The organism is Actinoplanes sp. CA-142083, assembly GCF_050942195.1.
In the GTDB taxonomy this organism is placed as follows: domain Bacteria; phylum Actinomycetota; class Actinomycetes; order Mycobacteriales; family Micromonosporaceae; genus Actinoplanes.
Map to the genome: position 1 here is coordinate 3,798,902 of NZ_CP192076.1, position 25,417 is coordinate 3,824,318.

The 25,417-nt window shown below is 70.7% G+C and carries 23 protein-coding genes; 12 read left to right on the plus strand and 11 right to left on the minus strand.

Annotated elements, in window-relative coordinates:
* Nucleotides 1-94: 94 nt before the first annotated feature.
* Genes ACQPZX_RS17365 through kduD form a run of 5 tightly spaced genes read left to right on the plus strand, consistent with a single transcriptional unit; the run spans nt 95 to nt 4,175 of the window.
* The gene (locus ACQPZX_RS17365) at nt 95-856 is read left to right on the plus strand and encodes a carbohydrate ABC transporter permease (protein ID WP_433381580.1); all 762 of its coding nucleotides are present in this window, start codon (nt 95-97) and stop codon (nt 854-856) included.
* On the plus strand, nt 853-1,482 hold the full coding sequence (locus ACQPZX_RS17370; protein WP_433381583.1) for a hypothetical protein: 630 nt from the start codon (nt 853-855) through the stop codon (nt 1,480-1,482). The genes ACQPZX_RS17365 and ACQPZX_RS17370 overlap by 4 nt, the downstream gene beginning before the upstream one ends.
* Complete coding sequence (locus tag ACQPZX_RS17375; RefSeq protein WP_433381586.1) at nt 1,479-2,585, plus strand: glycoside hydrolase family 88 protein; 1,107 nt, start codon at nt 1,479-1,481, stop codon at nt 2,583-2,585. The genes ACQPZX_RS17370 and ACQPZX_RS17375 overlap by 4 nt, the downstream gene beginning before the upstream one ends.
* Nucleotides 2,582-3,421: a 5-deoxy-glucuronate isomerase gene (gene iolB, locus ACQPZX_RS17380; RefSeq protein WP_433381589.1), complete on the plus strand. Its 840-nt coding sequence runs from the start codon at nt 2,582-2,584 to the stop codon at nt 3,419-3,421. Before ACQPZX_RS17375 ends, iolB begins: the two co-directional genes overlap by 4 nt.
* 4 nt (nt 3,422-3,425) lie before the next feature.
* A complete protein-coding gene (kduD, locus tag ACQPZX_RS17385) occupies nt 3,426-4,175 on the plus strand; it encodes a 2-dehydro-3-deoxy-D-gluconate 5-dehydrogenase KduD (protein WP_433381592.1) in 750 nt (249 codons plus the stop codon).
* Between the two features lie 95 nt (nt 4,176-4,270).
* Here kduD and ACQPZX_RS17390 read toward each other — a convergent pair whose 3' ends face one another.
* On the minus strand, nt 4,271-6,841 hold the full coding sequence (locus ACQPZX_RS17390; RefSeq protein ID WP_433381595.1) for a LuxR C-terminal-related transcriptional regulator: 2,571 nt from the start codon (nt 6,839-6,841) through the stop codon (nt 4,271-4,273).
* Between the two features lie 150 nt (nt 6,842-6,991).
* Here ACQPZX_RS17390 and ACQPZX_RS17395 point away from each other — a divergent pair, with 150 nt between their 5' ends.
* A complete protein-coding gene (locus tag ACQPZX_RS17395) occupies nt 6,992-8,404 on the plus strand; it encodes a phenylacetate--CoA ligase family protein (protein ID WP_433381598.1) in 1,413 nt (470 codons plus the stop codon).
* Here ACQPZX_RS17395 and ACQPZX_RS17400 read toward each other — a convergent pair.
* Nucleotides 8,392-9,789, minus strand: coding sequence for a PLP-dependent aminotransferase family protein (locus ACQPZX_RS17400; protein WP_433381601.1), 1,398 nt, complete (start codon nt 9,787-9,789; stop codon nt 8,392-8,394). The genes ACQPZX_RS17395 and ACQPZX_RS17400 overlap by 13 nt on opposite strands.
* Nucleotides 9,790-9,836: 47 nt before the next feature.
* Between ACQPZX_RS17400 and ACQPZX_RS17405 the strand changes: the two genes are divergently transcribed.
* The 3 genes from ACQPZX_RS17405 to ACQPZX_RS17415 are packed head-to-tail and all read left to right on the plus strand — an operon-like array spanning nt 9,837 to nt 12,513.
* Nucleotides 9,837-10,937 carry an MFS transporter gene (locus ACQPZX_RS17405; protein WP_433381604.1) on the plus strand — a complete coding sequence of 367 codons (1,101 nt, stop codon included), beginning with the start codon at nt 9,837-9,839 and terminating at the stop codon, nt 10,935-10,937.
* A gap of 2 nt (nt 10,938-10,939) precedes the next feature.
* Entirely contained in the window at nt 10,940-11,491 is a 552-nt protein-coding gene (locus tag ACQPZX_RS17410) for an RNA polymerase sigma factor (RefSeq protein ID WP_433381607.1), read from the plus strand.
* Complete coding sequence (locus ACQPZX_RS17415) at nt 11,488-12,513, plus strand: hypothetical protein (protein ID WP_433381610.1); 1,026 nt, start codon at nt 11,488-11,490, stop codon at nt 12,511-12,513. The genes ACQPZX_RS17410 and ACQPZX_RS17415 overlap by 4 nt, the downstream gene beginning before the upstream one ends.
* 7 nt (nt 12,514-12,520) lie before the next feature.
* On the opposite strand, the gene ACQPZX_RS17420 is transcribed toward ACQPZX_RS17415, so the two are convergent.
* The 5 genes from ACQPZX_RS17420 to ACQPZX_RS17440 form a co-directional block, all read right to left on the minus strand.
* Entirely contained in the window at nt 12,521-13,378 is an 858-nt protein-coding gene (locus ACQPZX_RS17420; protein WP_433381613.1) for a helix-turn-helix transcriptional regulator, read from the minus strand.
* Between the two features lie 21 nt (nt 13,379-13,399).
* Nucleotides 13,400-13,795, minus strand: a complete 396-nt coding sequence (locus tag ACQPZX_RS17425) for a VOC family protein (protein WP_433381616.1) — start codon at nt 13,793-13,795, stop codon at nt 13,400-13,402.
* Between the two features lie 71 nt (nt 13,796-13,866).
* The gene (locus ACQPZX_RS17430) at nt 13,867-14,460 is read right to left on the minus strand and encodes a LysE family translocator (protein ID WP_433381619.1); all 594 of its coding nucleotides are present in this window, start codon (nt 14,458-14,460) and stop codon (nt 13,867-13,869) included.
* A gap of 72 nt (nt 14,461-14,532) precedes the next feature.
* Nucleotides 14,533-15,099, minus strand: a complete 567-nt coding sequence (locus ACQPZX_RS17435; protein WP_433381622.1) for a Uma2 family endonuclease — start codon at nt 15,097-15,099, stop codon at nt 14,533-14,535.
* A gap of 118 nt (nt 15,100-15,217) precedes the next feature.
* Nucleotides 15,218-16,522, minus strand: coding sequence for a PQQ-binding-like beta-propeller repeat protein (locus tag ACQPZX_RS17440; protein WP_433381625.1), 1,305 nt, complete (start codon nt 16,520-16,522; stop codon nt 15,218-15,220).
* Between the two features lie 79 nt (nt 16,523-16,601).
* Here ACQPZX_RS17440 and ACQPZX_RS17445 point away from each other — a divergent pair, with 79 nt between their 5' ends.
* Entirely contained in the window at nt 16,602-17,018 is a 417-nt protein-coding gene (locus tag ACQPZX_RS17445; protein WP_433381628.1) for a hypothetical protein, read from the plus strand.
* 62 nt (nt 17,019-17,080) lie between these two features.
* On the opposite strand, the gene ACQPZX_RS17450 is transcribed toward ACQPZX_RS17445, so the two are convergent.
* The 3 genes from ACQPZX_RS17450 to ACQPZX_RS17460 all read right to left on the minus strand — a co-directional run bounded on the left by ACQPZX_RS17450 (nt 17,081) and on the right by ACQPZX_RS17460 (nt 21,901).
* A complete protein-coding gene (locus ACQPZX_RS17450) occupies nt 17,081-17,413 on the minus strand; it encodes a hypothetical protein (protein ID WP_433381631.1) in 333 nt (110 codons plus the stop codon).
* A 138-nt stretch (nt 17,414-17,551) separates the two neighbouring features.
* Complete coding sequence (gene secD / locus ACQPZX_RS17455) at nt 17,552-19,786, minus strand: protein translocase subunit SecD (protein ID WP_433381634.1); 2,235 nt, start codon at nt 19,784-19,786, stop codon at nt 17,552-17,554.
* Between the two features lie 1,434 nt (nt 19,787-21,220).
* Nucleotides 21,221-21,901, minus strand: a complete 681-nt coding sequence (locus ACQPZX_RS17460; RefSeq protein WP_433381637.1) for a hypothetical protein — start codon at nt 21,899-21,901, stop codon at nt 21,221-21,223.
* Between the two features lie 288 nt (nt 21,902-22,189).
* On the opposite strand from ACQPZX_RS17460, the gene ACQPZX_RS17465 reads away from it, so the two are divergent.
* Together ACQPZX_RS17465 and ACQPZX_RS17470 are read left to right on the plus strand one after the other, a co-directional pair.
* A complete protein-coding gene (locus tag ACQPZX_RS17465) occupies nt 22,190-23,419 on the plus strand; it encodes a sensor histidine kinase (RefSeq protein ID WP_433381639.1) in 1,230 nt (409 codons plus the stop codon).
* A gap of 52 nt (nt 23,420-23,471) precedes the next feature.
* Nucleotides 23,472-24,134 (plus strand): response regulator, encoded by a 663-nt coding sequence (locus ACQPZX_RS17470; protein WP_433381642.1) that lies wholly within the window; start codon nt 23,472-23,474, stop codon nt 24,132-24,134.
* A gap of 377 nt (nt 24,135-24,511) precedes the next feature.
* Here the strand turns inward: ACQPZX_RS17470 and ACQPZX_RS17475 are convergent, their stop codons facing one another.
* Complete coding sequence (locus tag ACQPZX_RS17475) at nt 24,512-25,414, minus strand: serine hydrolase domain-containing protein (RefSeq protein ID WP_433381645.1); 903 nt, start codon at nt 25,412-25,414, stop codon at nt 24,512-24,514.
* Nucleotides 25,415-25,417: the final 3 nt, after the last annotated feature.

The window sequence follows — 25,417 nt, forward strand, 5'->3', positions numbered from 1 at the left end:
CCGGCTTTCGCCGCTGCCTCCCACTCACCGGCCTCCGCGTAGGCGTTTTGTCCGATTCTTCGGATATTTCGGCCTATCCGTCGCCGCGGCGGCCGTGCTGCTGCCGTTCTACTGGATGGCGATGTCGTCGTTGAAGGCGAACAACGACGTCTACACGATTCCGGTGCAGTGGCTGCCCGATCCGGTGGTTTGGCAGAACTACTTGGATATTTGGGACAAATCAGACATGACCACGTGGCTTCGCAACACGCTGGTCCTGTCGGTCGCGGTCACGGTCCTGCAGGTGCTGACCGGCAGCTTCGCCGCGTACGGTTTCGCGAAAGTTCGCTTCCCCGGCCGCAACGTGCTGTTCCTCGCCTACATCGGCACCATCGCCGTGCCCTGGCAGTCGTACATGATCCCGCAGTTCATCCTCTTCTCGAAGCTGCACCTGTCGAACACGCTTTGGTCGATCATCGCGCTACAGGCGTTCAGCGCGTTCGGTGTCTTCCTGATGAAGCAGTACTACGAGTCGATCCCCGACGAGCTGCTCGACGCCGCCCGGATCGACGGCATGAGCGAGTACGGCATCTGGCGGCGGATCATGCTGCCGCTGTCGGTGCCGGCCATCGCCAGTCTCGGCCTGCTCACCTTCGTGAACACCTGGAACGACTACCTCGGGCCGCTGATCTACCTGCGCAGCCACAGCCTCTGGACCATCCAGATCGGCCTGAAGACGTTCGTGACCAGCTACAACGCCGAGTACGCGCTGATCATGACGGGATCCGTGCTGTCGGTGCTGCCGATCGCGGTGATCTTCCTGCTCGGGCAGCGGTACTTCGTCGAGGGCATCGCGACGACGGGACTCAAGGGATGATCGGCCGGATCTTCGACGCGGTGTACGTCGGCCTGATGACGAATCTGCTGCTCACGGCGGCGTGCCTGCCGCTGGTGGTGCTGCTGGTGACCACCGACCCGGGGCGGTCGTGGCCGCTGCTGGCGTTGCTGTCGCCGTTGATCGGGCCGGCGCTGTGCGGAGCGTTCGCGGTGCTCTCCACACTGGATCGCCCGGTCCAGACCTTCATACGTGTCTGGCGTTCCTCGGCGCCACGTGCTCTCGCTGTCGCCGGCTTGTGCGCGGCTCTGGTCGTGGTGCTCGCGGTGGACTGCCGCTGGGCGCTCGGTCATGCCGCCGGCGCGCTGGCGATTCCGCTGCTGGTTGTGGTCATGGTGCTGGCGGTGGCGACCACGTTGCTCGCGCTCGTCGTGCTCTCCGAGCGGCCCACGACCAGAGTGCGCGACGCGTGCCGGGTGTCGGTCTATCTGGCCGTCCGGCACTGGTATCTGACCGTGCCGTCGCTCGCGGTGCTGGCCATCTTCGAGGCGTTGCTGGCCGCGCGGCCGGCGGTCGCGCTCGGGCTCGCCGCCGCACCCCTGCTCTACGTGGTGTGGGCGGGGAGCCGGTTCTCCCTCAATCCGGTACTGACGAAGGGAACTTCATGACGGCGATCGACGTCCGGCCCACGCCCGACGCCGAGGCGGTGGCCGCCGCGGTGGCGGCCGCCCTGCGCACGATCGACGCGAACCTCGCGGAGTTCGGCGACCGGTACCCCGGCGACACGACGGTCCGCGGCCGCTATCGCGCGCGGGACGGCAACGTGGGGTGGACGACGAGCTTCTGGCCGGGGATGTTGTGGCTGGCGTCGTCGCTGACCGGTTCGCCGCGCTACGCGGAGGCCGCCGCCGCGCACGTTTCGTCGTTCGCCTCCCGGATCGCCTCGCGTACCGATGTGGACACCCACGATCTCGGGTTCCTGTACACGCTCTCCTGTGTGGTGCCGTGGGAGCGAGTGGGCGACCCGGTGGCCCGGGCGGCGGCCGTCGACGCCGCCGATCATCTGGTCACCCGGGTGCTGCCGGCCGCCGGGATCATCCAGGCCTGGGGCGACCTCGGCGACGAGCGCCAGCGGGGCCGCACCATCATCGACAGCCTCATGAACACGCCGCTGCTGTTCTGGGCGGGCTACTCCGACATCGCCCAGCGGCACGTCGAGCAGCTGCGCGACCACATCCTGCGCCCCGACAACACGACCTTCCACACCTTCTACTGGGATCCCGCGACCGGCGCCCCGCTGCGCGGCGAGACCGAGCAGGGCGACTCGGACGAGTCCTGCTGGGCGCGCGGCCAGGCCTGGGGGATCTACGGTTTCGCGCTCAACCACCGGCACACCGGCGACCCGTCCTTCCGGGACGCCGCCCGCCGCTGCGCCGACCGCTTCCTCGCGCACCTGCCGGCCGACGGCGTGCCGTACTGGGATCTCGTCTTCGGCGACGGCAGCGGCGAGGAGCGCGACAGCTCGGCCGCCGCCATCGCCGTCTGCGGCCTGCTGGAGCTCGGCGAGCCTCGCTACGTCGAGGCGGCCCTGCGGATTCTCGGGTCGCTCATGGACGACTATGTCGACCCTTCCGCCAACGCACTGCTGGTCCACGGCGTCTACGACAAGCCCAAAGGGGTGGGCGTCGACGAGGGCAACCTCTGGGGCGACTACTTCTACCTCGAGGCGCTGACCCGCGTGACCCTGCCCGACTGGAACGACCCCTGGTGAGGACTCCTGCGATGGACTACAAGTACCACTGCGACATCCCGTCATCCCCCGGCCTGAACGAGTTGCCGTTCAACCCTTGCGACCTGCTCGACTTCAAGCTGCTCCGGCTCGCGCCCGGCGACACCTGGTCCGGCGAGTCCGGCGACCGCGAGATCCTCGCCGTCGTGCTGTGCGGCCAGGCCCATTTCACCGTCGGCAGCGAGAAGTTCCCCGCCGTCGGCGGCCGCCCCGATGTCTTCTCCGGCAAGCCGCACTCCGTCTACATCCCCGCCGGCTCGTCGTTCTCCATCGAGGCCGTGAGCCGCGTCGAGATCGCGCTGCCCAGCGCCCGGAGCGACCTGGAGACCGCGCCCTATGTGATCGAGCCGTCCCGCGTCGCTTCCGGCCGGTGGGGCGCCGCGAACTTCGGCCGGAGCTACCACCAGATCCTCACCGAGATCGCCCAGCCCGACCTGCCGGCGAGGCGCCTGATCGTGGGCGAGACCTACACCCCGTCCGGGAACTGGAGCACCTTCCCGCCGCACCGCCACAAGTTCGATGACCTGCCGGCGGAGGCCGCCCACGAGGAGATGTACTACTTCCGCGTCAGCCCCGGGGACGGCTTCGGCATCAGCCGCGTCTACACCGACGAGGGCTACGAGGAGAACTACACCGCCCGCGACCACGGCGTCCAGATGATGCCCTCCGGCTACCACACGGTCGTGAGCGCGCCCGGCTACACCACCTACTACCTGTGGTTCCTGGCCGGCGCCCAGCGCACCCAGGGCGCCCACGAGGACACGTCGCTGTCGTGGGTGGGCCGCACCGTCCCCATGCTCCGAGACCTAGGACACTGACCGGGTGATCCTCGACAGTTTCCGCCTGGATGGCCGCCGGGCCCTGGTGACCGGCGGCAACCGGGGCCTGGGCCAGGCGGCCGCCGTCGCCCTGGCCGAAGCCGGCGCCGACATAGCTCTGCTCACCCGCGGCGACCCCACCGAGTCCCTGTCCCGCATGACCACCCTGGGCCGCCAGGCCACCCACATCCCGTGCGACCTGGCCACTGCCACCCCCGCCGACCTGACCGCCGCAATCGACGAGTTCCGCCCGGAGATCCTGGTCAACAACGCCGGCATCATCCGCCGCGCCCCGGCGGCCGACGTGACCCCCACCGACTGGGACGAAGTCCTAACGGTCAACCTGGACGCCGTCTTCCACCTCTCCCAGGCCGCCGGCCGCCACATGCTGGCCGCGGGCACCGGCAAAATCATCAACGTAGCCTCGATGCTGTCCTTCCAGGGCGGCATCCGAGTCCCCGCCTACACCGCTGCCAAGCACGCCATCGTCGGCCTCACCAAGGCCCTGGCCAACGAGTGGGCCCCGCACGGCGTGAACGTCAACGCGATAGCCCCCGGCTACATGGCCACCGACAACACCACCGCCCTGCGCGAAGACCAGACCCGCGCCGCCGAGATCCTGTCCCGCATCCCCGCCGCCCGCTGGGGCACACCCGACGACCTGGCCGGCGCCATCGTCTTCCTGGCCTCCGACGCCGCCCGCTACATCCACGGCACCACCCTCCCGGTCGACGGAGGCTGGCTGGCCCGCTGACCTTTGTCGCATGAGGTGACGGACGACCTTCCGGCTGCGCGACACCGTGCGCCACCGGCCTGAAGTATCCCGATACCGGGAAAGGCCGGCGGATCTCAGAGCAAACCGTTGCGGCGGGCGGCCAGCACCGCCTCGGTTCGGCGGCTGGCTCCCAGCTTGCGGTAGACGGCTCGCATGTGTGCCTTCACCGTGTTGACCGACAAGCCGAGGTCTCCCGCGATCTCGGCCGCCGTCAGCATTGTCGTCAAGTAGCGGAGGATCTCGGTCTCGCGTTCGCTGAGGTTCTCCGGGAGCGGGCCCGTCTTGTCGCGGCCGTCGCGTAGCTCGTCGATGAGGTCGGCGGTCGCCGGGGTCAGCAGCCGCAGCCGCTGGAGGAGTCCGTCGAGTCTGGGGCCGGCCAGGACGGTGAACGGGCGGCGGATGCCCTGCTCGGCGGCCAGGGCCACCGCCTCGGCCAGCACGTCGGTGGCCCGGACGCCGCGGCCGCGGGCGTCAGCCACCAGGGCGGTCAGCACGCCGGCCTCGGTGCGGGTGATGGTGTCGCGCTCGGGGACCGCCAAACCGGTGAGCATCACCTCGGCGCGCCGGTGGTTGCCCTGGGCGTACGCGGCGCGGGCCAGGCAGACCAGCGCGGCGGCGCCGAGCGGGAGCCACTCGGGGCCGCGGCGCTCGACCTCGGGCGCGCGGCCGTCGGCCAGGTCCAGCTGGGCCTCGCCGAGGGCCAGCCACGCGTCGATCGCCGGCACCCGCAGGCGCGCCGGCCGGTCGTGTCGCGCCTCGTCGAAGAGGGAACTGGCTACGGCCAGCTCGCCCCGTGCGGTCGCCAGGCGGGCGCGGACCCCGAGCACGACCAGGCGCTGGGCGGCCTCGGGATCGCTCTGGTGGGCGCGCATCCCGTCCCGGGCGGCGAGCACCGCTTTGGCCAGGTCGTTGCGTTCCAGGCCGACGAGGGCCAGCGCCAGGTGCGCGGCGACCGTCTGCAGCGCGTATCGCCAGCCGCGCCGGTCGGCCAGGTCGACGGCGCTCTCGGCCAGGCGGGCGGCCTCGTGGACCGAGCCGTGCATCGCCTGCAGGAGCGCCAGGTGGCCGGTCGCGTTGATCTCGGTCAGCTCCACGCCGGCCGAGCGGGCCGCGCCCGAGGCGGCCCACAGGTCGCGCTCCGCCTCGTCCAGCCGGCCGGTCCACAGCAGGGCCAGGCCCCGGTTGTTGAGCGCGATGGCCCGGCTCTGCGCCAGGGCCGGCGGGGTGATCGACCGCGCCGCGGCGAGCAGGTCGAGCAGGCGGCCGCTGCCGGCGATCACGGCCGGCATGTCGCCGGCCGCCCGGTCGGCGGCGAGTTGGAGGGTGTGTGCCATGACCTCGACGGGTTCGCGGGTGGCGGGCGGCCGGGTGCGCAGCAGCGTGCGGGCCGCGTCGAGGCGGGCGGGGATGGCGTCGTAGTCGCCGGCGTGGAAGAGCAGGAGCGCGGCGCAGATCAGCAGCTCCGGCGTCGCCTGCAGCCGCTCGGGCGGCACCTCCCGCAGGATCCGGACCAGCGCCGGGCGGTGCGCCGAGACCATCAGCGTGCCGGCGCCGGTGGTGACCAGCCGCCCGACGTACGGCCAGTCCTGCGCCTCGACCGCGTGGGCGAGAGCCTCCAGCACCGAGTCGTTCGCCGCGTGCCAGCGCGCCGCCCGGCGGTGCAGCTCGGGCACCGTGCCGGGCGTCTCCACCCGGAGCCGGTGCTGCAGCACGTCGCGCAGCAGGTGGTGGTAGCGGAACCACATCGGTTTCGCGCCGAGGCGCAGCACGAACGTGTTGTCCCGTTCCAGCTGCTCCAGCGTGCGCTGGCCGTCGTCGCCGTGGGTGATCGCGTTGACCAGGCCGGCGCAGAGGTGCTCGCAGATGCTGGTCTGCAGCAGGAACCGGCGCTGCCGCCGGGTGCGGTCGGCCAGCACTTCCTCGGTGAGGTAGTCGTCGACCGTGCGCAGGTCCCCGGCGATGTCGGCGATCGTCACGTCGCCGTCGTGGGTGGCGAGGAAGGCCGCGCTCAGCTGCAGCCCGGCCGCCCAGCCCTCGGTGCGCTCGACCAGCGTGGACACGTCGTCCCCGGTCAGCTCGAGCCCGTGCCCGGCGATGAGGTCGGCCGCCTCGGACCGGGTGAAGGCCAGGTGCTCGGCCTGGATCTCGGCCAGCTGCCCGGCGGCGCGCAGGCGGTGCAGCCGCAACGCCGGCTCGGCCCGGCCGACCAGCACCACGCGCAGCGCCGGCGGCAGTTGGTGCAGCAGCCGGCTCAGCTCCCGCAGCACGTCGGCGTCGTCGATCTCGTGGACGTCGTCGATCACCAGTGCCGTGCCGGCCGGCAGCTGGGCCAGGCCGGCCGCGAGCCGCCCGCCCCGCTCGGCCTCGTCGGCCGGGACCGAGCCGAGTTCGGCCAGCGGGTTGTCCTCGGCCACGGCGCCGGCCACGCGCAGCGCCGCCAGCACGTACGACCAGAAGATCTGCGGGTCGTTGTCGTGCGGGTCCAGGCTCAGCCACGCCACCGGCTCGCGCCGGCCCTGCGCCCAGGCCGACACCGCCATCGTCTTGCCCCAGCCGGCGCCCGCGCAGACCATGGTCACCGGGCTGCCGGTGGCCTTTTCGAGCAGGCGGGTCAGGTGGGCCCGGTCGACGCCGGCCCGAACCATCCGAGGACGCGATGTCTTGGCCGCAACCAACGGCAGCACGCACGATCTCCGATCCCCAGCACCGAATCACCCAGTGCCACACGCTGCCATCTTGATCGCCACGTGACATCGCCCGAATCGGATGAGCCGCGGAACTGGCACGATCGTTGCATGTTCGATTTAGCACGGGCGGATCGGACCGCCACGGGACTGCGGGACTTCTACGCCGGCCGTACGCGAAAGCTCGATGCTCTTGATCTTTTCGGGCGGATGACGGAGCGTGTGCCGGCCTATCGCGCCTTCCTGGCGGACCAGGGCGTGGATCCGGCGTCGGTCGCCGGGCTCGGTGACATCCCAGTGATGACCAAGGCCAACTACCACCAGCGGTACGACCTGGCCGCGCGGTGCTGGGGCGGGACGCTCAGCGGGTGCGACATGGTGGCGGTGTCGTCGGGCTCGTCGGGGAAGCCGACCGTGTGGCCGCGTTCGGTGCTGGACGAGCGAGCCGTCGCCGAGCGGTTCGAGCAGGTCTTCGACGGCGGGTTTCGCGCGAAAGAACGCACGACACTTGCCGTGGTGTGTTTCGCGCTGGGGAACTGGGTGGGCGGGATGTACACGGCGGACGCCTGCCGGCACCTCGCCGCGAAGGGCTATCCGATCACCGTCGCGACGCCCGGCAACAACGTCGACGAGATCCTGCGGGTGGTGGCGGAGCTCGGGCCGCTCTTCGACCAGGTGGTGCTGCTGGGCTACCCGCCGTTCGTGAAGAACGTCATCGACGCCGGCCAGGACTGGGCCGGGCGGCACGTCAAGATCGTGCTGGCCGGCGAGGTCTTCAGCGAGCAGTGGCGGGACCTGGTCGCGACGCGGGCGCGGATGGACGACCCCGTGACCGACTCGGCGTCGCTCTACGGGACGGCCGACGCCGGGGTGCTCGGCAACGAGACGCCGCTCAGCGTGCGGATCCGCCGCTTCCTCGCGGACCGGCCCGAGGTGGCGACCTCCCTGTTCGGGGATTCCCGGCTGCCGACGCTGGTGCAGTACGACCCGGGGACCCGCCTGTTCGAGGTCGTCGACGGGACCCTCGCCTTCAGCGCCGACGGGGGAGTGCCGCTGCTGCGCTACCACATCGCCGACGAGGGCGGGCTGATCCCGCACGCGACGATGATGACGATCTGCGGGGAGCAGGGCGACAAACCGGAGCTGCCTTTCGCGTACGTGTTCGGCCGCTCGCTCTTCACGGTTTCGTTCTTCGGCGCGAACGTCTACCCGGAGAACGTCACGGTCGGCCTCGAGCGCCCGCACGTGGCCGACCGGGTGACCGGAAAGTTCGTGCTGCGCACGCTCGAGGACGCCGACCGCGACCGGAAACTTTCCATCGTGGTCGAGCTGGCCCCGGGCACCCTGCCGAGCGACGAGCTGGCCGCGACGCTGGCCGAGTCGGTCCGCGCCGAGCTGCTGCGCCTCAACAGCGAGTTCGCCCACTACGTCCCGGCTGGGCGGCAGCTGCCCGAAGTGCTGCTACGCGCGGCCGGCGACCCGGAGTTCTTCCCGCCGGGCGTCAAGCATCGCTACACGCGCTGAAGCAGGTCGGCGATGACCGCCATGCCGGTCCCGATCGCCTGTTCGCTGGTGTTGCCGAAACCGATGACCAGGCGCCCCGGCTCGGTCGACGAGTCGGCGCGATAGTCGCTCATGCCGTAGACCCCGACGTTTCGCTCCCGGGCGGCGGAAACTATCGCGCGCTCGCCGAGAAACTCCGGCAGGTGCAGCACGGCGTGAAAGCCGGCCGCCAGCCCGGTGAACCGCCCCGGCGCGGCGTCCAGCAGCACGGCCCGGCGGCGGGCGTAGACGGCACGCATGCGCCGCAGCTGCCGGTCGTAGCGGCCCGACTCGATGAGCGCGGCGAGGGCGAGCTGGTCGATCCCGGACGTGCCGCGGTCGGCCACCATTTTCTCGGCCACCACGTCGTCGACAAGCGACACCGGCACCACCGCCCAGCCGAGCCGCAGCGCCGGGGCGAGCGACTTGCTGACCGTCCCGAGCGACACCACGCGGTCGGGCGCGAGCCCCTGCAGCGCCCCGACCGGATCGCGGTCGTAGCGAAACTCCGCGTCGTAGTCGTCCTCGACGACCACGCCGTCGTTGCCGCGCGCCCACGAAAGCAGCGCGTGCCGTCGCTCCGGCGCCATCACCACCCCGGTCGGCCATTGATGCGCCGGCGTGACCACCACGACCCGCGCCCCGCTGCGCGACAAAGCCGCCACGTCGATGCCGTTCTCGTCGACCGGGACCGGCACTGCCTCGATCCCCGCGCTGCTCGCCGCGTCCCGGACCGTCCGCACCGCACCCGGATTCTCGAAAGCCACCCGCGTGTGACCGCGCTTCGCCAGCACCCGCAGGATCAGGCCGAGCCCTTGCGCGACACCGGTGCAGATCAAGACCTGATTCGGGTACGCGTCGACAGCGCGCACCCGCCGCAGGTAGGCGGCCAGCACCTCGCGCAGCCGGGGGTTGCCGTTGGCCGGGCCGTAGTCGAAGGCGCTGTTCGGCGCGGTCCGGCAGACCTGCGCGACCGCCCAGGCCCAGTCCTGCCTCGGCGCCAGCCGCAGATCGGGCACTCCCGATTGGAAGTCAGCGATCAGCGGCTCGACTTTTGTCCGCATTTTGTCCGAAATTTCCGTACTTGTGCTGACGGCGGCCTGCGCGACCCGGGTCGCCGAGCCGGTGTGCGCGGTCAGATACCCCTCGGCCTGCAACTGCGAATAGCACTCCTGGATCAGCCCGCGCGACAGCCCGAGATACCCGGCGAGCGCCCGCGACGAGGGAAGCCGCTCTCCGGCCGCCAGCCGACCGGCCCGGATCGCTGCCCGCAGATGCTGCTCCACCTGCGACTTCAGTGGCGTTGCCGACTCCCGGTCGAGCTCGAGCAGCAACTGCGGGCCCCAACCGGACCACTCGATGGCCATGGAATCGGACCTTATCAGGGTGCCGCTTGGCTCATAGCGTTCGAGACATGAAGACCGCTGCCGCACTCGCCCCGATCGCCGGCGCCTCGATCGGCTTCTACCTGCCCCTCGCCGTGGTCCCGCTGGTCGCGGGCTCGGCTCAGGCCGCCGGGCTGAGCACCGGCGCGTTCCTGGTCAGCTCCGTGCTGTTCGAGCTGATCACCCCGCGGATCGTGGCCCGCCTCGGGTACCGCCGCACGCTGGCCGCCGGACTGATCCTGCTCGGCCTCCCGGCGCTGTTGTTCCTGACCGGCGACGCCACCCCGGTGCTGGTCGCGGCGAACGCCGTACGCGGAATGGGTTTTGCGATCGCGACGGTTGCCGGAAGCGCGCTGACCGCCTTGATCGTCCCTTCGCGGCGTCGCGGAGAGGGCGTAGCCCTGGTGGGTGTGGTCAGCGGCGCCGGCGGCCTGGTCGCCCTGCCGCTGGGCCTGTGGGCCGCCCAGCGCTACGGATTCACTCCGGTCTTCGTCGTCACCGCCTTCGCCCCGCTGGTCGCGCTCCTGGGGTTGCGGCGCATGCCGACCGTGGAAATTTCCGACACGAGCCACACCGGCTCCGCGGGATGGCGGCTTCCCGTGATCTTCGCGGCCTGCACTTCCGCCGCCGGTGTCCTGGTCACCTTCGCCCCGCTGGCCATGAGCGCGGCCGTCGCCCCGATCGTCCTTTTCGTCCAGCCGGCCGTCACCACCGCCGCCCGCTGGCTCGCCGGCCGCGTCGGCGACCGCATCGGTCAGTCCGCGCTGCTCCTGCCCGGCATCGTGCTCTCGGCCGGCGGCATGGCCGCGCTGGCCGCGACCCGCTCGACCGCGCTCGTCCTGCTCGGCGCGGCCGCCTTCGGCGCCGGTTTCGGCATCCTGCAGAACGTCACGCTCACCATGATGTACGCCCGCGTGCCGCGCTCCTCCTACAGCGCCGTCAGCGCGATCTGGAACGCCGCCTACGACCTCGGCATGGCGGCCGGAGCGCTCGGCGTCGGCGCGCTGATCCCGGCCGTCGGCTACCCGGCCGCGTTCTTGCTCACCGCTGCTTCGATGGTGCCGACGATTCTTCTCGCTCGCGCGCGAGACTCGGCTGTCACGATGAGGGCTCTGCCGGACATGGGGTGAGGGTGAGCTCCGAAGAACATTTTCGGCGGGTCTACGCGACGATGTTCGGCCCGCTGCTGGCCTACGCGCTGCGCCGGGTCGAGCAGCCGGCCGACGCCGCCGACATCGTCGCGGAAACTTTCCTGGTCGCCTGGCGGCGGCGCGGCGAGATCCCGCCCGAGGGGGAGGCCCGCCTCTGGCTGTACGGGGTGGCACGCCGCGTCCTCGCCAATCACCATCGGGGTTTCGCGCGGCGGGAGCGCCTCGGGCAGCGCCTGCGGCAGCGGCTTTCGTCGTTCTCGGTGGACCCGGCTACCGAGGTTCCCGAGCGCCTGGCGATCCGCGACGCGCTGGCCAAGCTCGGCGACCTCGACCGCGAGGTGCTGATGCTCACCGCCTGGGAGGGCCTCGAACCCCGCGAGGCGGCGGCCGTGCTCGACGTGAGCCCGGCCGCCGTCCGTACGCGTCTCTCCCGCGCCCGCGCCCGGCTCCGCCAACTCGTCGGTGACGATCCGGTGATGCCCGGACATGTGCTCGACGTCCTGACCGCACCCGTCCCCGAGGAGGGCCGATGACCGACGAACGGCTTCGCGACGCCGATCCCTTTGACCCTTCGATCGTCGTACGCCTCGACGGGGCCGAGCAGACGCTACTCGAGGAGATCATGTCCACCGACCGAGTCATCCACCCCTGGCGGCGCCGGCTGGTGACCGCCGTCGCCGCCGCGGCCGTACTGATCGCCGTGCTCGCCGTTTCGGTGATCGTCCGGCTTCGTGCGCCGGAAGATCACGCGGCCACCCCGGCCACCCCGGCCATCTCGACCGGCCGCTGGTCGCCGGTCGCGCTGAAGGCGGCCGAGCGGAACCCGCGCCTGCTCATCGACGAGCCCGGCTGGGTCGCGAAGACCGTCTACGGCTTCGCCGAGAAGAACGGCACCATCGGCTTCGTCAAAGGCGAGCGGAACCTGGAGATGAACTGGTACCCCGCCGACGCGTACGAGGACTATCGCCTTGACCGCAAGGAAGTGAGCAAGCCGGAGCCCGGCCAGATCCCGGGCTGGTCCGGCGACGTCTACACCTACAACGCGAGCGACTTCGCGCTGCAGCTGAAGCCCCGCGACGGCGTCTTCGTCGAGCTGCGTACCGGTGGCAAGTGGAACCGGGCCGAGTTCGACCGGGTGCTCACCCACGTCGTCCAGGTCGACGTGGAGACGTGGCTCGAGGCGCTGCCGCCCGAGATCGTCACGCCCGGCCGGGCCGACGAGGCCGCTGCCAAGGTCCTGACCGGGGTCCCGATCCCGCCGAAGTTCGACCGTTCCAAGATCGAGGCGCTCGGCGCGAACGACCCCTACCAATTCGGCGCCCAGGTGATGGCGCTGGTCGGCTGCGGCTGGATCGCCGAGTTCGAGCGGGCCCGCCGGGCCGGCGACACCGAGGCGGTCAACCGGGCCAAGGCCGCGTTGAGCAGCAGCCGCAAGTGGAAGGTGCTCAACGACATGAACGCCGAGGGCGACTATCCCGAGGTGTTCTGGGAGTACGCCGACCGGGCCACCAGTGGCCGGGATCCCGGCGGCTACCAGCAGGCGCTCGGCTGTTAGCTCGGCTTTAGGGAGCCGCGACGGTGGTCCAGCTGGCCAGGAGGCTCAGGGCGTCCTGGCCGGCTGACCCCGGCTCCGCGCTGTAGGCGTTCAGCCGCAGGCCCGGGTCGGCGGTGAGCTCCATCGACTCGTACGCGAGGACGAGCTCGCCGACGACCGGATGACACAGCCTTTTCGTGCCGGTGCGGTGCAGGCGCACGTCGTGCGCCGCCCACCAACCCCGGAATTGCTCACTGCGGGTGGCGAGCTCACCGATCAAATACGAGAGATTCCGATCGTACGGGTCCCGCCCGGCCTCCCCGCGCAGCAGCGCGACGGTGTCGCCGGCCATCTGCTCCCAGCCGACGTAGAAGTCCGGCGCCGCCGGGTCGAGGAAGAGAAACCGCGCGATGTTGGGTTGCTCGTTCCCGGCGAAAAGCGGCGCGAAAACGGCCCGGCCGAGATGGTTGGCCGCCAGCACGTCGAGGCGCCCGTTGCGCACGTAGGCCGGCACCATCGTCATCCCGTCGAGGATCCGCCGCACGCCCGGCCGGACCTGCTCCGGCGCCGCATTTCGCCGCCGCCGCGCCGCTCCCGGACCGGGGTTGGCCTGCCGCGCCAGGTCGAACAGATGCGCCCGCTCGGCGTCGTCCAACTGCAGCGCCCGCGCGAGCGCCTCGAGCACGCTCTCCGAGACGCCGGAAAGATTCCCGCGTTCCAGGCGCGTGTAGTAGTCGACGCTGACCCCCGCCAGCATCGCCACCTCTTCCCGGCGCAGCCCCGCGACCCGCCGGTTCCCGCCGTACGCCGGAAGCCCCGCCCGCTCGGGCGTGATGCGCGCCCGCCGGGTCGTGAGAAAGTCGCGCGCCTCGCTGCGGTGATCCATGCCCTAGACGCTACGTCGCGCTCATCGGCGCTCGGGGATCACCTCGTGCAGGCACAGGATGTTGCCGTCCGGGTCCTGGAACCAGGCCGCCTTTTCCGCGCCCAGCACGCAGACGTGCTCCACGGTCTTGAGCCCCGGCAGGTCGTAGTCGGCGAACACCGCGCCCCGGCCCTCCAACTCCTTGATCGACGCACCGATGTCGGCGACCTCGAAGCTGATCGCCGTGTGCTCGGCCTGGGCGCCGGCCGGCTTCTCGATCAGGGCCAGCGTCGCCCCCGAGCCGACGTCGAACAGGATCTTTCCGTCCTCCGCCGTGCCCCGGTAGGGCAGCCCGAGCACATCGGTGTAGAAGCTCCGGGCCACCTCGGGCCGGGCAACAGGCAGGATCATGGTGACGGCGACGGCGTCGAGAGGCATGGCGGCCCCCTTTCTGAGCAGGACTTCCATTGGACCCTGTCACGCGCCGAGCACGGTGGGCAATCGCTGGATCAGGCGGAAACCGCGGTGAACAGGCCGAGCCCGAGGTAGATGGAACCGACCACCCGGCTCCCGCCCGACCGCACCCGCAGCCACCGCCCGATCGCGTTCGCCGCGAAACAGGACGCGATGTCGGCCGCGAGCCCCAGCGCGATGAACACCGCGCCGAAGGCCGGCAGCTCACCCTCGGAGCGGACGAACTGCGGAAGGAACGCCAGGAAGAACAGCGCCACCTTGGGGTTCAGCGCGCTGACCAGCACCCCGTCCAGGAACAACCGCCGCCGCTGCCGCGCCGGCGCCGCTTCGACGGCCGCCGCGCCCTTCCGCGCGCTGTGCAGAGCCCGGAAGCCGATGTACGCGAGGTAGCCCACCCCCGCGTACTTGATGATCGCGAACGCCAGCGGCGAGGCCGCCACCAGCGTCGCCAGCCCCGCCCCGACCAGCGTGAGCTGCAGCAGGGTCCCGGTCTCGACCCCGAACGCCGACGCAATCCCCGCACGCAGCCCATGCGTCGCCGATCGGGTAACGATGAAAATCATGTTCGGCCCCGGGATGGCGATGAGCGTCAGCGAGGCGAGCATGAAAGCAAGCATCCGGCCGGTCATGGTGTCCTCCAGTAAGCGCCGTTACTGGTTTGGACCGCCGGCACCACCCGAACTCATCGCTCGGCCACCGCATCACATCCGACCGAGATCGACCTCGACGGCGAAGGGCGCGGTCAGCTTCACGACACCGGTGAAGATCTCACCGTCACGGTAGCGTCCCGTTGCGGGGTCGAGAACGTACGTGTAAACGAGAGGCGCGCCGGTCGCGGCCTGTTCCACGCGCCAATAGAACTGAATGCCGGCCTTCGCGTATTGATCGGTCTTGACTATCCGGTCGGTCGTCTCCGACCCCGGCGAAACCACCTCGACCACAAGAAGCACATGCTCGGGCCGGGTCGGCGTAACGTCGATGGTCTCCGCCCGGTAGACCGTCACGTCCGGACGACGATTGTTGAGCGGCACATCCTGGAGCCGGACATCGAAGTAGGTGTCGGCGTTCCAATCCGGGCCCGCGGCCACGTCCAGGGCGTTCGCCAGAAGCCTGGCCAGGCGGTTGTGCCGCTTGGAGGCGCTCGGACTCACGACGACCATCCCATCCACGATCTCGATGCCCGCACACTGCTCTTCTGTCCACGACGCGTATTGCTCGGCCGTGACCTGCTGATGCATCCAGGCCGGCGCGACCATCTCGACGGTCATGCACACCTCCTGAATCGTGATCGGCTACCAGGACTCAAGATACCGTGACGCCGTCGACAAACTGCCCTCTCAGCACGCTCACGCCGATTGGTCCCCTCGGATCCGGTATCGGGCGCCGTCAGGCCACTGCAACGACTGTCAGCATGCCGGTGGTGGTCTTGCAGATCAGCCGGTCCTGGACGGCGACGCAGGGCTTGACGGGGAGGCCCTCGATCGAACCCTGCAGCCGGCGGGAACCGCTGCGGCTGTCCAGACGCAGGACCGCCGTGCGGCCCGGCGGCCGCACGGTGTCGCGCAGCAGGAAGGTCGGCGTGCCGGCGGCCGCGTCCCAGACCGGATAGACGCTGCCGAGATCGGCCACCAGGGCGCCGGTGGCGGCGTCGAGCAGGCCCTCGCCGGTGCTCAGGGCCCTCTCGGCCAGCAGCCGCCCGCCGGTCACCGTGTCGGCGTGGATCCACCCCGGCGCCCGCCATCGCAGCCGTCCCGAATCCAGGTCGAAGGCGCTGGTGGCGGTGCCGTCGCTGAGGCACATCACCCCGCCGCACAGGTGTGCCTCGCGGGCGGTGGCGCCGCCGTCGACGCTCCAGCTGGGACGCAGGGTCGCCAGGTCGAACGCTCGCACGATGAGCCGTCCGCCCTCGTTGCGTTTCAGATAGAGCGCCGTCGCGTCGACCTCGGCCACAACGCCGGCCGAGAGCTCCTTGCGACTCAGTGGAAGCGGCCCGCGGGAGACTGCGGTGCCGTCGGCCAGCCCGGACACCTCAGCCCGGCCGTCGTCGCCCACCGTGACCAGATGTCCGGCGCCGGCCAGCCAGTACTGCGGGTGACCAGCGGGGTGCGCCCACAGCACGGCGCCGTCGGTGATCCGGACCTCCCGGAACATCTTCGGCCGGCCCCCCTGCGGATCGGCCTCGACCAGCAGCGCCGTCCCCGCGTCGCGGTAGCCGGTCGCGCCGGAGACCTGCCAGCGTTGGATACCGGTCGTGGGATCCAGGGCGAGGGTGGCGGCGGTGGCGGTGTCGAGCCGCCCATATCCCTCGGCGTTCTCCTTGGTGATCCGCGTGTATCCGGACGGCACCAGCAGCGACCCCAGGTCGTCGGTGGCCATCTCGGTGTGCTCGGAGAGCCGGCTCGACCAGCGCATCCGCCCGTCGGTCAAGGCGTAAGCCGTCACGTCCCAGCCATTGTTCAGCACGAACAGCGTGCCACCGCTGATCGAGAACTGGCTGAGGTCGGTCATCGCGATGCTCCACAACGGGCGCAGCAGCCGCGAAGGCCCCGCCCGCTCCGAGGCGGCGATGGCTGAGAGGCCGAGCACCGTGAGCACCGCCAGCGCCGCCTGGAGAAAGCCGCGTGAATACATCGGCGGCTCGGGCGCCTGCGCTGGGCCCGCCGTGACGTCGCCAAGGTCAATGGCGCTCACCATCCGAGCCTAGTCCCGCCGCCCACCGCCCGGTGATGTCGCCTCCACGACAGATACAAAGATCGCTACGCTGCGCGTCGTGACAGAGCCGGAAAACATGGGCGCGGCGGCTCCCGGGCCGCGGCGGAAGAAGATCCTCCTGATCGCTCTCGGCGTAGCCGCGGTCTTGATCGTGGCGTTGGCCGCCACCCTGATCGTCCGCGGCGGTGGGCACAAGGTGCGCTACGAGATCGAGACGAGCAGCGGCAACGCCAACGGCATCCTGTGGAGCCTCGGCGGCCCTTCCCAGTTCGACAAGAAGGTGCCCGACTCGCCCGGCGGCACGGTATCCACGCCGTGGTCCAAGACGGTCACCTTCAAGGACGAGAACCAGTTGGCCGCCCTGACCACCGAGGTGGCGTCCGGCACGGCGACGTGCCGCATCTTCGTGGACGGCAAGAAGGTCGACGAGGCCACGCACGAGGGACAAGCCACCTGCCAGGTCCGCGTGAGCTAGCACCGTAGGCGGCGGAAGAATGCATCGCCGGCGCGGAGGACCCGCGTCTGGTGGCACGTATTTCAAAATGCCGTCCGGATGGCTGGGATGTCCAGACCTGGTGCGTCAGGGTGCGCAATCGGAGGGTCACGTGCCGGATCCTTCCACAGCGGCACCCGCACCCCGGCCAGCCGATCATCGGACGTGAAGAAGGCCGTCAACTTAGGGATCCAGAAGCTGCTCGCGCAACCCCGATCCTGCGTGTGCGTCGGCCATCCCATGACAGCCTGCGTGTCTGCGCGGCTCATCCCGAAACGCCGCGTGTAGTCGTCGTACTGCGCACCGAACCGCTCGTGCAGGAATCGCTCCTCGGGCCGGATCGCGCCCCAGCGGACGAGCAGCACCGCGGCTGGCAACAGCGGATGAAACGGTCGGGTTCGGCCGGTGGCGCAGGTGGCGTCGTTCTAAACGGATTGCGGTGGCCTCAGCGCAAGTCCGGGATAGATGCCAGGCTGCCCCTGCCCTTGAGGGGCAGCCTGGCATCGTCAGTCAAATCAACGGGAACGCGCGGCTCCCGACTTGAAGGTGATGGCGAGAGGCGTCGCCAGGAACACCGACGAGTACGTGCCTACCAGTATCCCGATCAGCAGAGCGATGGCGAAGTCGACCAGTGACGGCCCGCCCAGGACGGCCAGGGCGGCAAGGATGAACACCGCCCCGAGCCCGGTGTTGACCGTCCGCGGGACGGTCTGGAGGCAGGCCGCGTTCGCCAGCCCGGCGAACGGTGTGCGCAGCCGGGGACTCATGCCCCGCTGGCCGCGGACCAGTTCCCGGATCCGGTCGAAGACCACCACGGAGTCGTTGACCGAGTAACCGACGACGGTCAGCAGTGCCGCCAGGAACACGCCGTCGACGGGCTTGCCGAGCCAGGCGAACGCCCCGACGAGGATGACCACGTCGTGGGTCATCGCCAGCACCGCCGCGGCGCCCCAGCGCCACGGGAACCGCAACGACAGGTACGCCATCTGTGCCGCCAGCGCGATACCCAACGCGAGCAGCGCCTTGTTCCGCAACTCGGTGCCGAGGCTGGGCCCGACTTTGTCGTCTCTGAGCCGCTGCACGTCGCCGCCCCCGCGGGCGGTCAGGGCGTCGCGCACCCGTTGCTCCGTCGCGTCGTCGAACGCGGCCGCGCGTACCGAAAGTTTGCCCTCACCGACCTTGCTGACGATCCCCCGCTCCAGGCCCGCGGCCGCCACCGCCTCGCGGGCCGCCTCGGTCGTCAGCTGGCGGCTGGTCGTGTACTCGACCAGCCGGCCACCCACGAACTCCACGCCCAGGTCCACGCCGCGGGTAGCGACACCGGCGAAGGCGAGCAGCACCGCCGCCACCGAGACGACCAGCCACAACCGCCGCCGGCCCATCAGGTCCGGGTCACGGGTGACGATGGTCCGCCGCACCCAGCCCTGGTGGGCCAGGCCGCTCCAGCGGGGCCGGACGGTAAGCCACCGTCGCCGCAGCAAAGCCTCGGCCGGGAGCCGGGTGAGGACCAGCGCGGTGAACATGGAGACCAGCACGCCGATGCCGAGGGTGATGCCGAAGCCGCGTACCGGGCCGGACGCCAGCAGGAACAGCAGCAATCCGGCCACCAGGGTGGTGACGTTGGAGTCCGCGATTGCCGACCAGGCACGGCTGAACCCGTCCCGGATGGCGGTACGCAGGGACGGCTTCGCGGTGTACTCCTCCCGTGCCCGTTCGAAGACCAGGACGTTCGCATCGACCGCCATGCCGATCGCCAGCACGAACCCGGCCAGACCGGGCAGGGTCAGGGTGGCACCGACCGCCAGCAGGGCCGCGTAGGAGACCAGCCCGTACGCCACGAGCGCCGCCGCCGCCAGCGCACCGACCAGGCGATACACCGCAACGATGAACAAGATGGTGGCGAGCGCGCCGAGCAGCGCCGCCCGGGCTGAGTCGTCGATCGCCTGTTTTCCGAGAGTGGGGCCGACCACCTGCTGCTGGATGACGTCGACCGGCACGGGCAGCGCCCCGGCCCGGATCAGCAGGGCCAGGTCGCGGGCCTCGTCCTCGGTGAAGGAGCCGGTGATCCGCATGGCCGGCCCGGCGAACCCGACGTCGCAGGCCGCCTCCGCGCTGACTTGGGGGGACGAGACCACCTTGTCGTCGAGCAGGATCGCGACCCGGCGCCCCGGGTCACCCGGTGGTGAGCAGGCGGCTCGGGCGGTCAGCCGTCGCCAGGCCTGGGCGCCGTCACCGGCGAAGTCGACCGCGACCTGCCAGCCGGCCATCGGTTCGGTCGTGGCCTGGGCGTCGTCGATCTGTCGGCCGGACAGTGCCGGCGGTCCCAGCAGCACGGGACTGCCTGTCTCGTCAGACACTGCGAGCCCACCAGCCGGCGGCTTCGCGGCGCCGGAGCCGGTGAGGGCGAGGACCGGCCGGAAGGACAACTGGGCGGTGCGGCCGATGACCTCGGCGGACTCCCGGGGGTCGGTGACCCCCGGCAGTTCCACGATGATCCGCCGGTCGCCGGAACGTACGAGCGTTGGATCGCTCACGCCGAGTTGGTCGACTCGCCGGCGTAGTACCTCCATGGCCTGGTCGGTGGTGGCGGCGTCGGCTCTGGTCTGGTCGCCGTCCCGGGTTTGCAACACGATTTGGGTTCCGCCACGCAGATCGAGCCCGAGGCGCGCCGGCCGGGTGGCGACGAGCCACCCGGAAACGACGAGCACGACCAGGGCAAGAAATGCGCGCACGGCAGTAGCGCGCGACACGATGAGTTCTCCTAGGGCAGGGCGGCGCGTGGCGAGACCGGCCGCGGCGCCGCGGTCAGGACAAGGCGTCTGTTGCGCGCCGTCCTGGCGGTCCCCTGACCTGATCGGCCTCCCGGCCCGCCTGCGCCCGGTGACCGTCGCTGTCGCGTCGCAGGTGCCACCACACGGTGGTCCTGGTGCCGGCCCGCTCCGTCAGCCACGCGAACGCCGTCAGGTCCGGGGCCGTACGGCCGTGTCCACCGTGGTCGACGGTCCGGAGGTCCGGCCGTTGCCCCATGGACTGAGGGGCGGACACGATGACGCCCTGAAGCACCGACGGCGCCCGGACAGGCCCGGATGCCTGCACCGCCTGCGGGGGCGCGGCAAACACTGAGGTGGCGAAGAACAGCGCGACGACGACCGGCAGGCCCGCCCACCGACGCCACCATGCCGTGCGCGACGCGCACTCTGCCGACATGAGGAGCACGCTACGGTGGCGACGCTAGTCCCGCCAGGTCCTCACGCATCGACAACACCGCGTGCAGATGCTCGGCGTGCTCGCCGAGTTCGAGCGCGAAGTCATCATCGATCGCGTCATCGCGAGCATGTTCGTTAGTTGAGCGAGGTGTAAGGCCCACATACACCTCGCCGGCGAGCGCGGCATTCTTCGCGTTTGACGTCTGGGCTGGTTTAGCCGCTCGTTGGGGGCTGGCAAAGAACGGCTACCAAAAGCGCGTGCAGAGGCGTTCGGGTTCTACGGCGGTGTCCCGCGCCGGCTGGTCTCGGACAATCTGCGCACCGGGTCACATGCGAGTCCACGGGGCTGGCCGCGTTATCGCCGGCGCCCTCAGGCTGGGCGCCTGACAAATTCCCCCAGGCGCCGCGTGTCAACCGCCGGCTCTCGCCGTTGGGGGGCCTCTGGCGTGACATCGAGTCCTACCTGGCGGCTACCCCTGGCCTTTACTGCTTCGTACGACTGGCGTACCCCGTCGGCGTCTCCACCGACGTTCCTGCAGAGGTGGAGTACGGCGTGGCCGCGGATGACCAGTTCCGAGTCGTCGTCTTCCCTAACCTGTAGCGGATCGCGGCAGATGAGGATGGATCCGTCGGCCCGCGTGTTGTCTGCCGAGGCCCCGGCCGTCGCGGGACCGGCCGGGACGGCGGGGGTTCGAGGCCATTTCCAGGCCGAGCGCAGGATGAAGGCCAGGAGCAGCACCTCGATTCCGATGGAGAGGCAACGTCCCGCTGATGTCGAGCTCAAAACGACGCCACCCCGGATTGCGTGGCCTGCGCGGGGATCGGCGGGCTGGCGAGCAGGCTCGGGGTGCTCGGAGCGCGGACACTGCGCCCAGCGGCGGCCGACGTGACGCGGCATCGGCAATCGCACCCCCGGCGCGCGGCCGGCGAACGCCCCAAGCGCTGCGGCGACCGCAGCTGCCTCGACGTCGGTTCCCATCATCCCTCCTCGGCGGAGGTCGATGCGTCGCCAGGACGGTCAGTTGTTCGAGCGCGCACCAGCCGTACGCCGGTCGCAAGCAGCCACACGAGCCAGGCGGCGTAGCCGGGCAACCCCATGAAGATGAGCACTGAGCCGTCCGCGATCGCGAGGTTGGCCGCCCCGGCGGCGAGCAGCAGGCCTCCCCCGGCCAATGCGAGCAGACGCTGCCACGGCGGCGTCAGCCGGCCCGCATGCGCCGCCAGCGCGGCGCCGATGAATGTGGTGCCGAGCGCCGGCAGCGCCAACGCGAAGGCTGCTGCATGCAATTGCCAGGCGAGCTGGAACTCCGGGCTTGGCTCGGCGAGCTCGCCGGCGGACAACACGACACCGTTCCACAGGACGGCGTAGAGCGCGAAGACTGCCGAGAGGGTCGCGCCTGCGGCCACCGCAAGGCGCGACCAGTCTGCGCCCGCACGCCCGCGGCGCTCGACGAGCCCGTGGAGACCGGTCAGGAACCCGAGCAGCAGCGGCAGGTTCAGCGCCTCCAGGCCGACCGCGATCGCGACCGCGACCCGATGCTCCGCGTGGAAGGCGAGCACCTTTTTGATCGGGTCCCCGTAGCTCGGCGCTCCGGCCGAGACCACTACCGCGTTCTGGATCGCCACCGACGCTGCCAACGCGATCGCCGTCGCGCCCACGACCCGCTCTCGGAGCGCTCGGGTCGGGGTAGGCCCCGTCGTTGCCGCTGCCACGCTCACAGGCATCTCTCACTCCTTCGTTGCGGTCGGATGATCGGTGCGACACCACGTCGTTCGTTGGCGCAGGAATCGCCGGAATGGCCGTCCGTCCGGTGATGTGGAACAGATTGCTGGAGCGGCCGGATACGCCGCTACGAGCCAAAGTCGATGGTGGTGGGCCGAAGGTCTACACCTCGGGTTCGACTTTGGTCGGGTGCCGTGGGGCCGACCCGGCCGTACCCTTTGATCATGATGGTCCCGGCGGACCCGCAGGATCGGCGCCCGCTACCGGCGGGCGTGATCAACGATGCTGACCACGATCCGGTACGCCCGGCCGGGCGCACGGTCCGCGGCCGGGTGGTCGACGCCACCTGTTTCCTGCTGGCCGTCGGCGTGGTGGGGCTGACCCTGGCCGACAGCCGCGCGCAGCACATCGCGCCGGTCCCGCTCACCGTCGACCTCGTCCTCGGCAGCCTGTGCAGTCTGGCGGTGTGGCTGCGCCGGCGCTGGCCGGTCGGCCTCGCCGTGGCCGCGGGTCTGGTCGGCGTCTACGCGACGTCCGCCGGGGGCGCGGCGCTCATCGCGCTGTTCACCGTCGCGGTGCACCGGCGCTTCGCGGTGGTCGCCCCGATCGCGGCTGGGTGCGCGCTCGTACCGTTCCTGCAGCTGCTGGTTCGGCCCGACGTCCCCGTCGGGTCCCCGTCGGAGATCGTGCTGGGCGTCGTCGTCGGCGTCGCGGTGCTTGCCTGGGGCATGTTCGTACGGGCCCGGCGCCAGTCGCTGCGGGAGCGGGCTGGGCGGGTCGAGGCCGAACAGGAGCTGCGGGTCGCCGAGGCCCGACAGGGCGAACGCAACCGGATCGCCCGGGAGATGCACGACGTGCTCGCCCACCGCCTGTCCCTGCTGAGCCTGCACGCCGGGGCGCTGGAGCTACGCCCCGACGCCGCGCCCGAGGAGGTCGCCCGTGCCGCCGGGGTGGTCCGCGACAGCGCCTACCGGGCGCTGGAGGACCTTCGGGAGGTGATCGGCGTCCTCCGCACCGGTGTCGACCGGTCCGACGAGACGCCAGAACGGCCGCAGCCCACTCTGGCCGACCTCCCTGACCTCGTCGACCAGTCGCGGCGCGCCGGGATGCTGGTGCGGCTCGACTGGCAGACCGATGCGCTTGCCGCCGTGCCGGCTGGTGTGGGGCGCGGCGCGTACCGGATCGTGCAGGAAGGGCTGACCAACGCTCGCAAGCACGCCCCCGACGGCGAGGTGGCCGTCACCGTCCGGGCAACCCCGGGCGACGGCGTAACCGTCGAGATCCGCAACCCGTGCCCGATGGGCACCGGCGGTGGTACCGCAATTCCCGGCGCCGGCATCGGCCTCATCGGGCTCACCGAACGGGCCGCCCTCGCCGGCGGACGCCTCGAACACGGACCCACCCCGGCCGGTGAGTTCCGGCTCTGGGCCTGGCTACCGTGGCCTACCCTCTGATAGCGGCCAGGGTCGGTCCGTGGCCCGGCTGGGCAGAGAGAAGGAGCCCAACGTGAACGCAGCGGTGCGGGTCCTCGTCGTCGACGACGACCCGCTCGTGCGGGCCGGCCTGGCGATGGTCATCGGCGGCTCACCCGACCTGACCGTCGTGGGCGAGGCCGGCGACGGAAGCGAAGTAGCCGCCGCCGTCGACGCCTACGCCCCGGACGTGGTGCTGATGGACATCCGCATGCCCACCCTCGACGGCCTCGCCGCCACCGAACAGCTGCGTGCCCGACCCGACCCACCCGAGGTCATCGTCCTGACCACCTTCGACGCCGACGAGTACGTCCTGCGCGCCCTGCGCGCCGGAGCCAGCGGTTTCCTGCTCAAACACACCCCACCCGCCGAGATCCTGCGCGCGATATCGCGGGTCGCAGCCGGCGAACCCATCCTGTCGCCGACCGTGACCCGACAGCTCATCGCCCACCTCAGCGACACCGGCGCCGCCGCCCGGCAACGACACGCCACCACGGCACTGCATCAGCTCAGCGAACGCGAACGCGAGGTCGCCGTCGCCGTCGGGCACGGCAAGTCCAACGCCGAGATCGCGGGCGAGCTGTTCACGAGCGTGGCCACCGTGAAAGCCCACATTTCACGCATACTCACCAAACTCGATCTCAACAACCGTACCCAGGTCGCCCTACTCGCCCACGACGCCGGCCTCACCGGCTGACACCGGAAGCCTTTTCACCCGCCGGCTCTCGGTGACGGCTGCATCCGGTCGCTACGGTTGCCGCGTCGGAGATGCGCAGCCGTCGCGGTTGCCCAGTGCACTACTGATCGCGGCCACGTGCCCGATCGGTATCTGCGGGCTGCCGGCCGCGAGCATTTTCGTGATGTTGGGCCTGGGCGGCGGAGGATTCAATCCGGTCCTCGCGATCGGGATACCGGTGAGCGACCGCCTGCCTCCGCGGCAGACCAGGTCCCGCGGTATCCGTCAACCGTGGCGACGCATCGCCCGACGCGCCGGCGAGGCCGCCAATGGCGCGCTACCAGCGGCTAAATGAGATGCGCCAGGTACGGCGGTAATCGTCCGAGTGGTGGGTGTCGTCACGCCAGCCGGTCGAGGACCAACTGGTGTATCACGTCGAGCAGGTCGAACTCGCGTTCGGAGTGCGCGGTGACGGTGACGGTGGCCCGCAGCTGCGGGCAGACGATGGCGTACTGTCCGTAGCGGCCGTCCATCCGATACATCCCGGACCGGTCGATCCAGACACCGAGCCCGTATCCGTGGGTCAACCGTTCGCTTTCGGTGATGGCGCTGGTGTCGACGCGTTCGGTGGCCATGCGTCGCACGTACGTCGCGGGAAGGACCTGGCGGCCTTCCCATTGGCCTTCCTGCAGCAGCAGTCGCGCGAAGCGGGCAAGCTCATGGGTCCGCAGGAAGAGATCGCTGCCAGCGAAGGGGAACCCGCGTGGACACGTGTGCCAGGCCGGGTTGTGCAGCTCCAGCGGCGCGAACAGGCGGGGCGCGAGATAGGAACGCAGGTCCGCGCCGGTGGCCCGCGCGATGACACGCCCGATCGCGTACGGGCCGGAGTCGGTGTAGGAGAAGCGGGTTGCGGGTGCAGCCTTCAGCGGCGCGGCGACGATCTCATGAAGCAGGTCCGCAGCATCTATTCGCTCGTCGGCGAACCATTGGTGGCTGGTACCGCTGGTCATCGTCACCAGTTGGCGCAACGTGACCTCATCGACTCCGTCGGCGGCCATCATGCGTAGTTCGGGAAAGTGGTCCAGGAGCCGATCGTCGAGGGTGAGACGTCCCTCGGCCTCGGCAAGGCCGAGCGCCACCGAGGTGAACGTCTTCGCGACGGAGTACAGGTTCACCCGGTCGTCGGAGCGGAACCGCCGCTCGATCGGCGGGCTGCCCTCCCGGTACAGGTGAATGCCGTAGACGCCGAGGTCCCGCTCATTATTCGCACGGATGAAGTCGTCGAGGAGATCGTCGCCCATCGG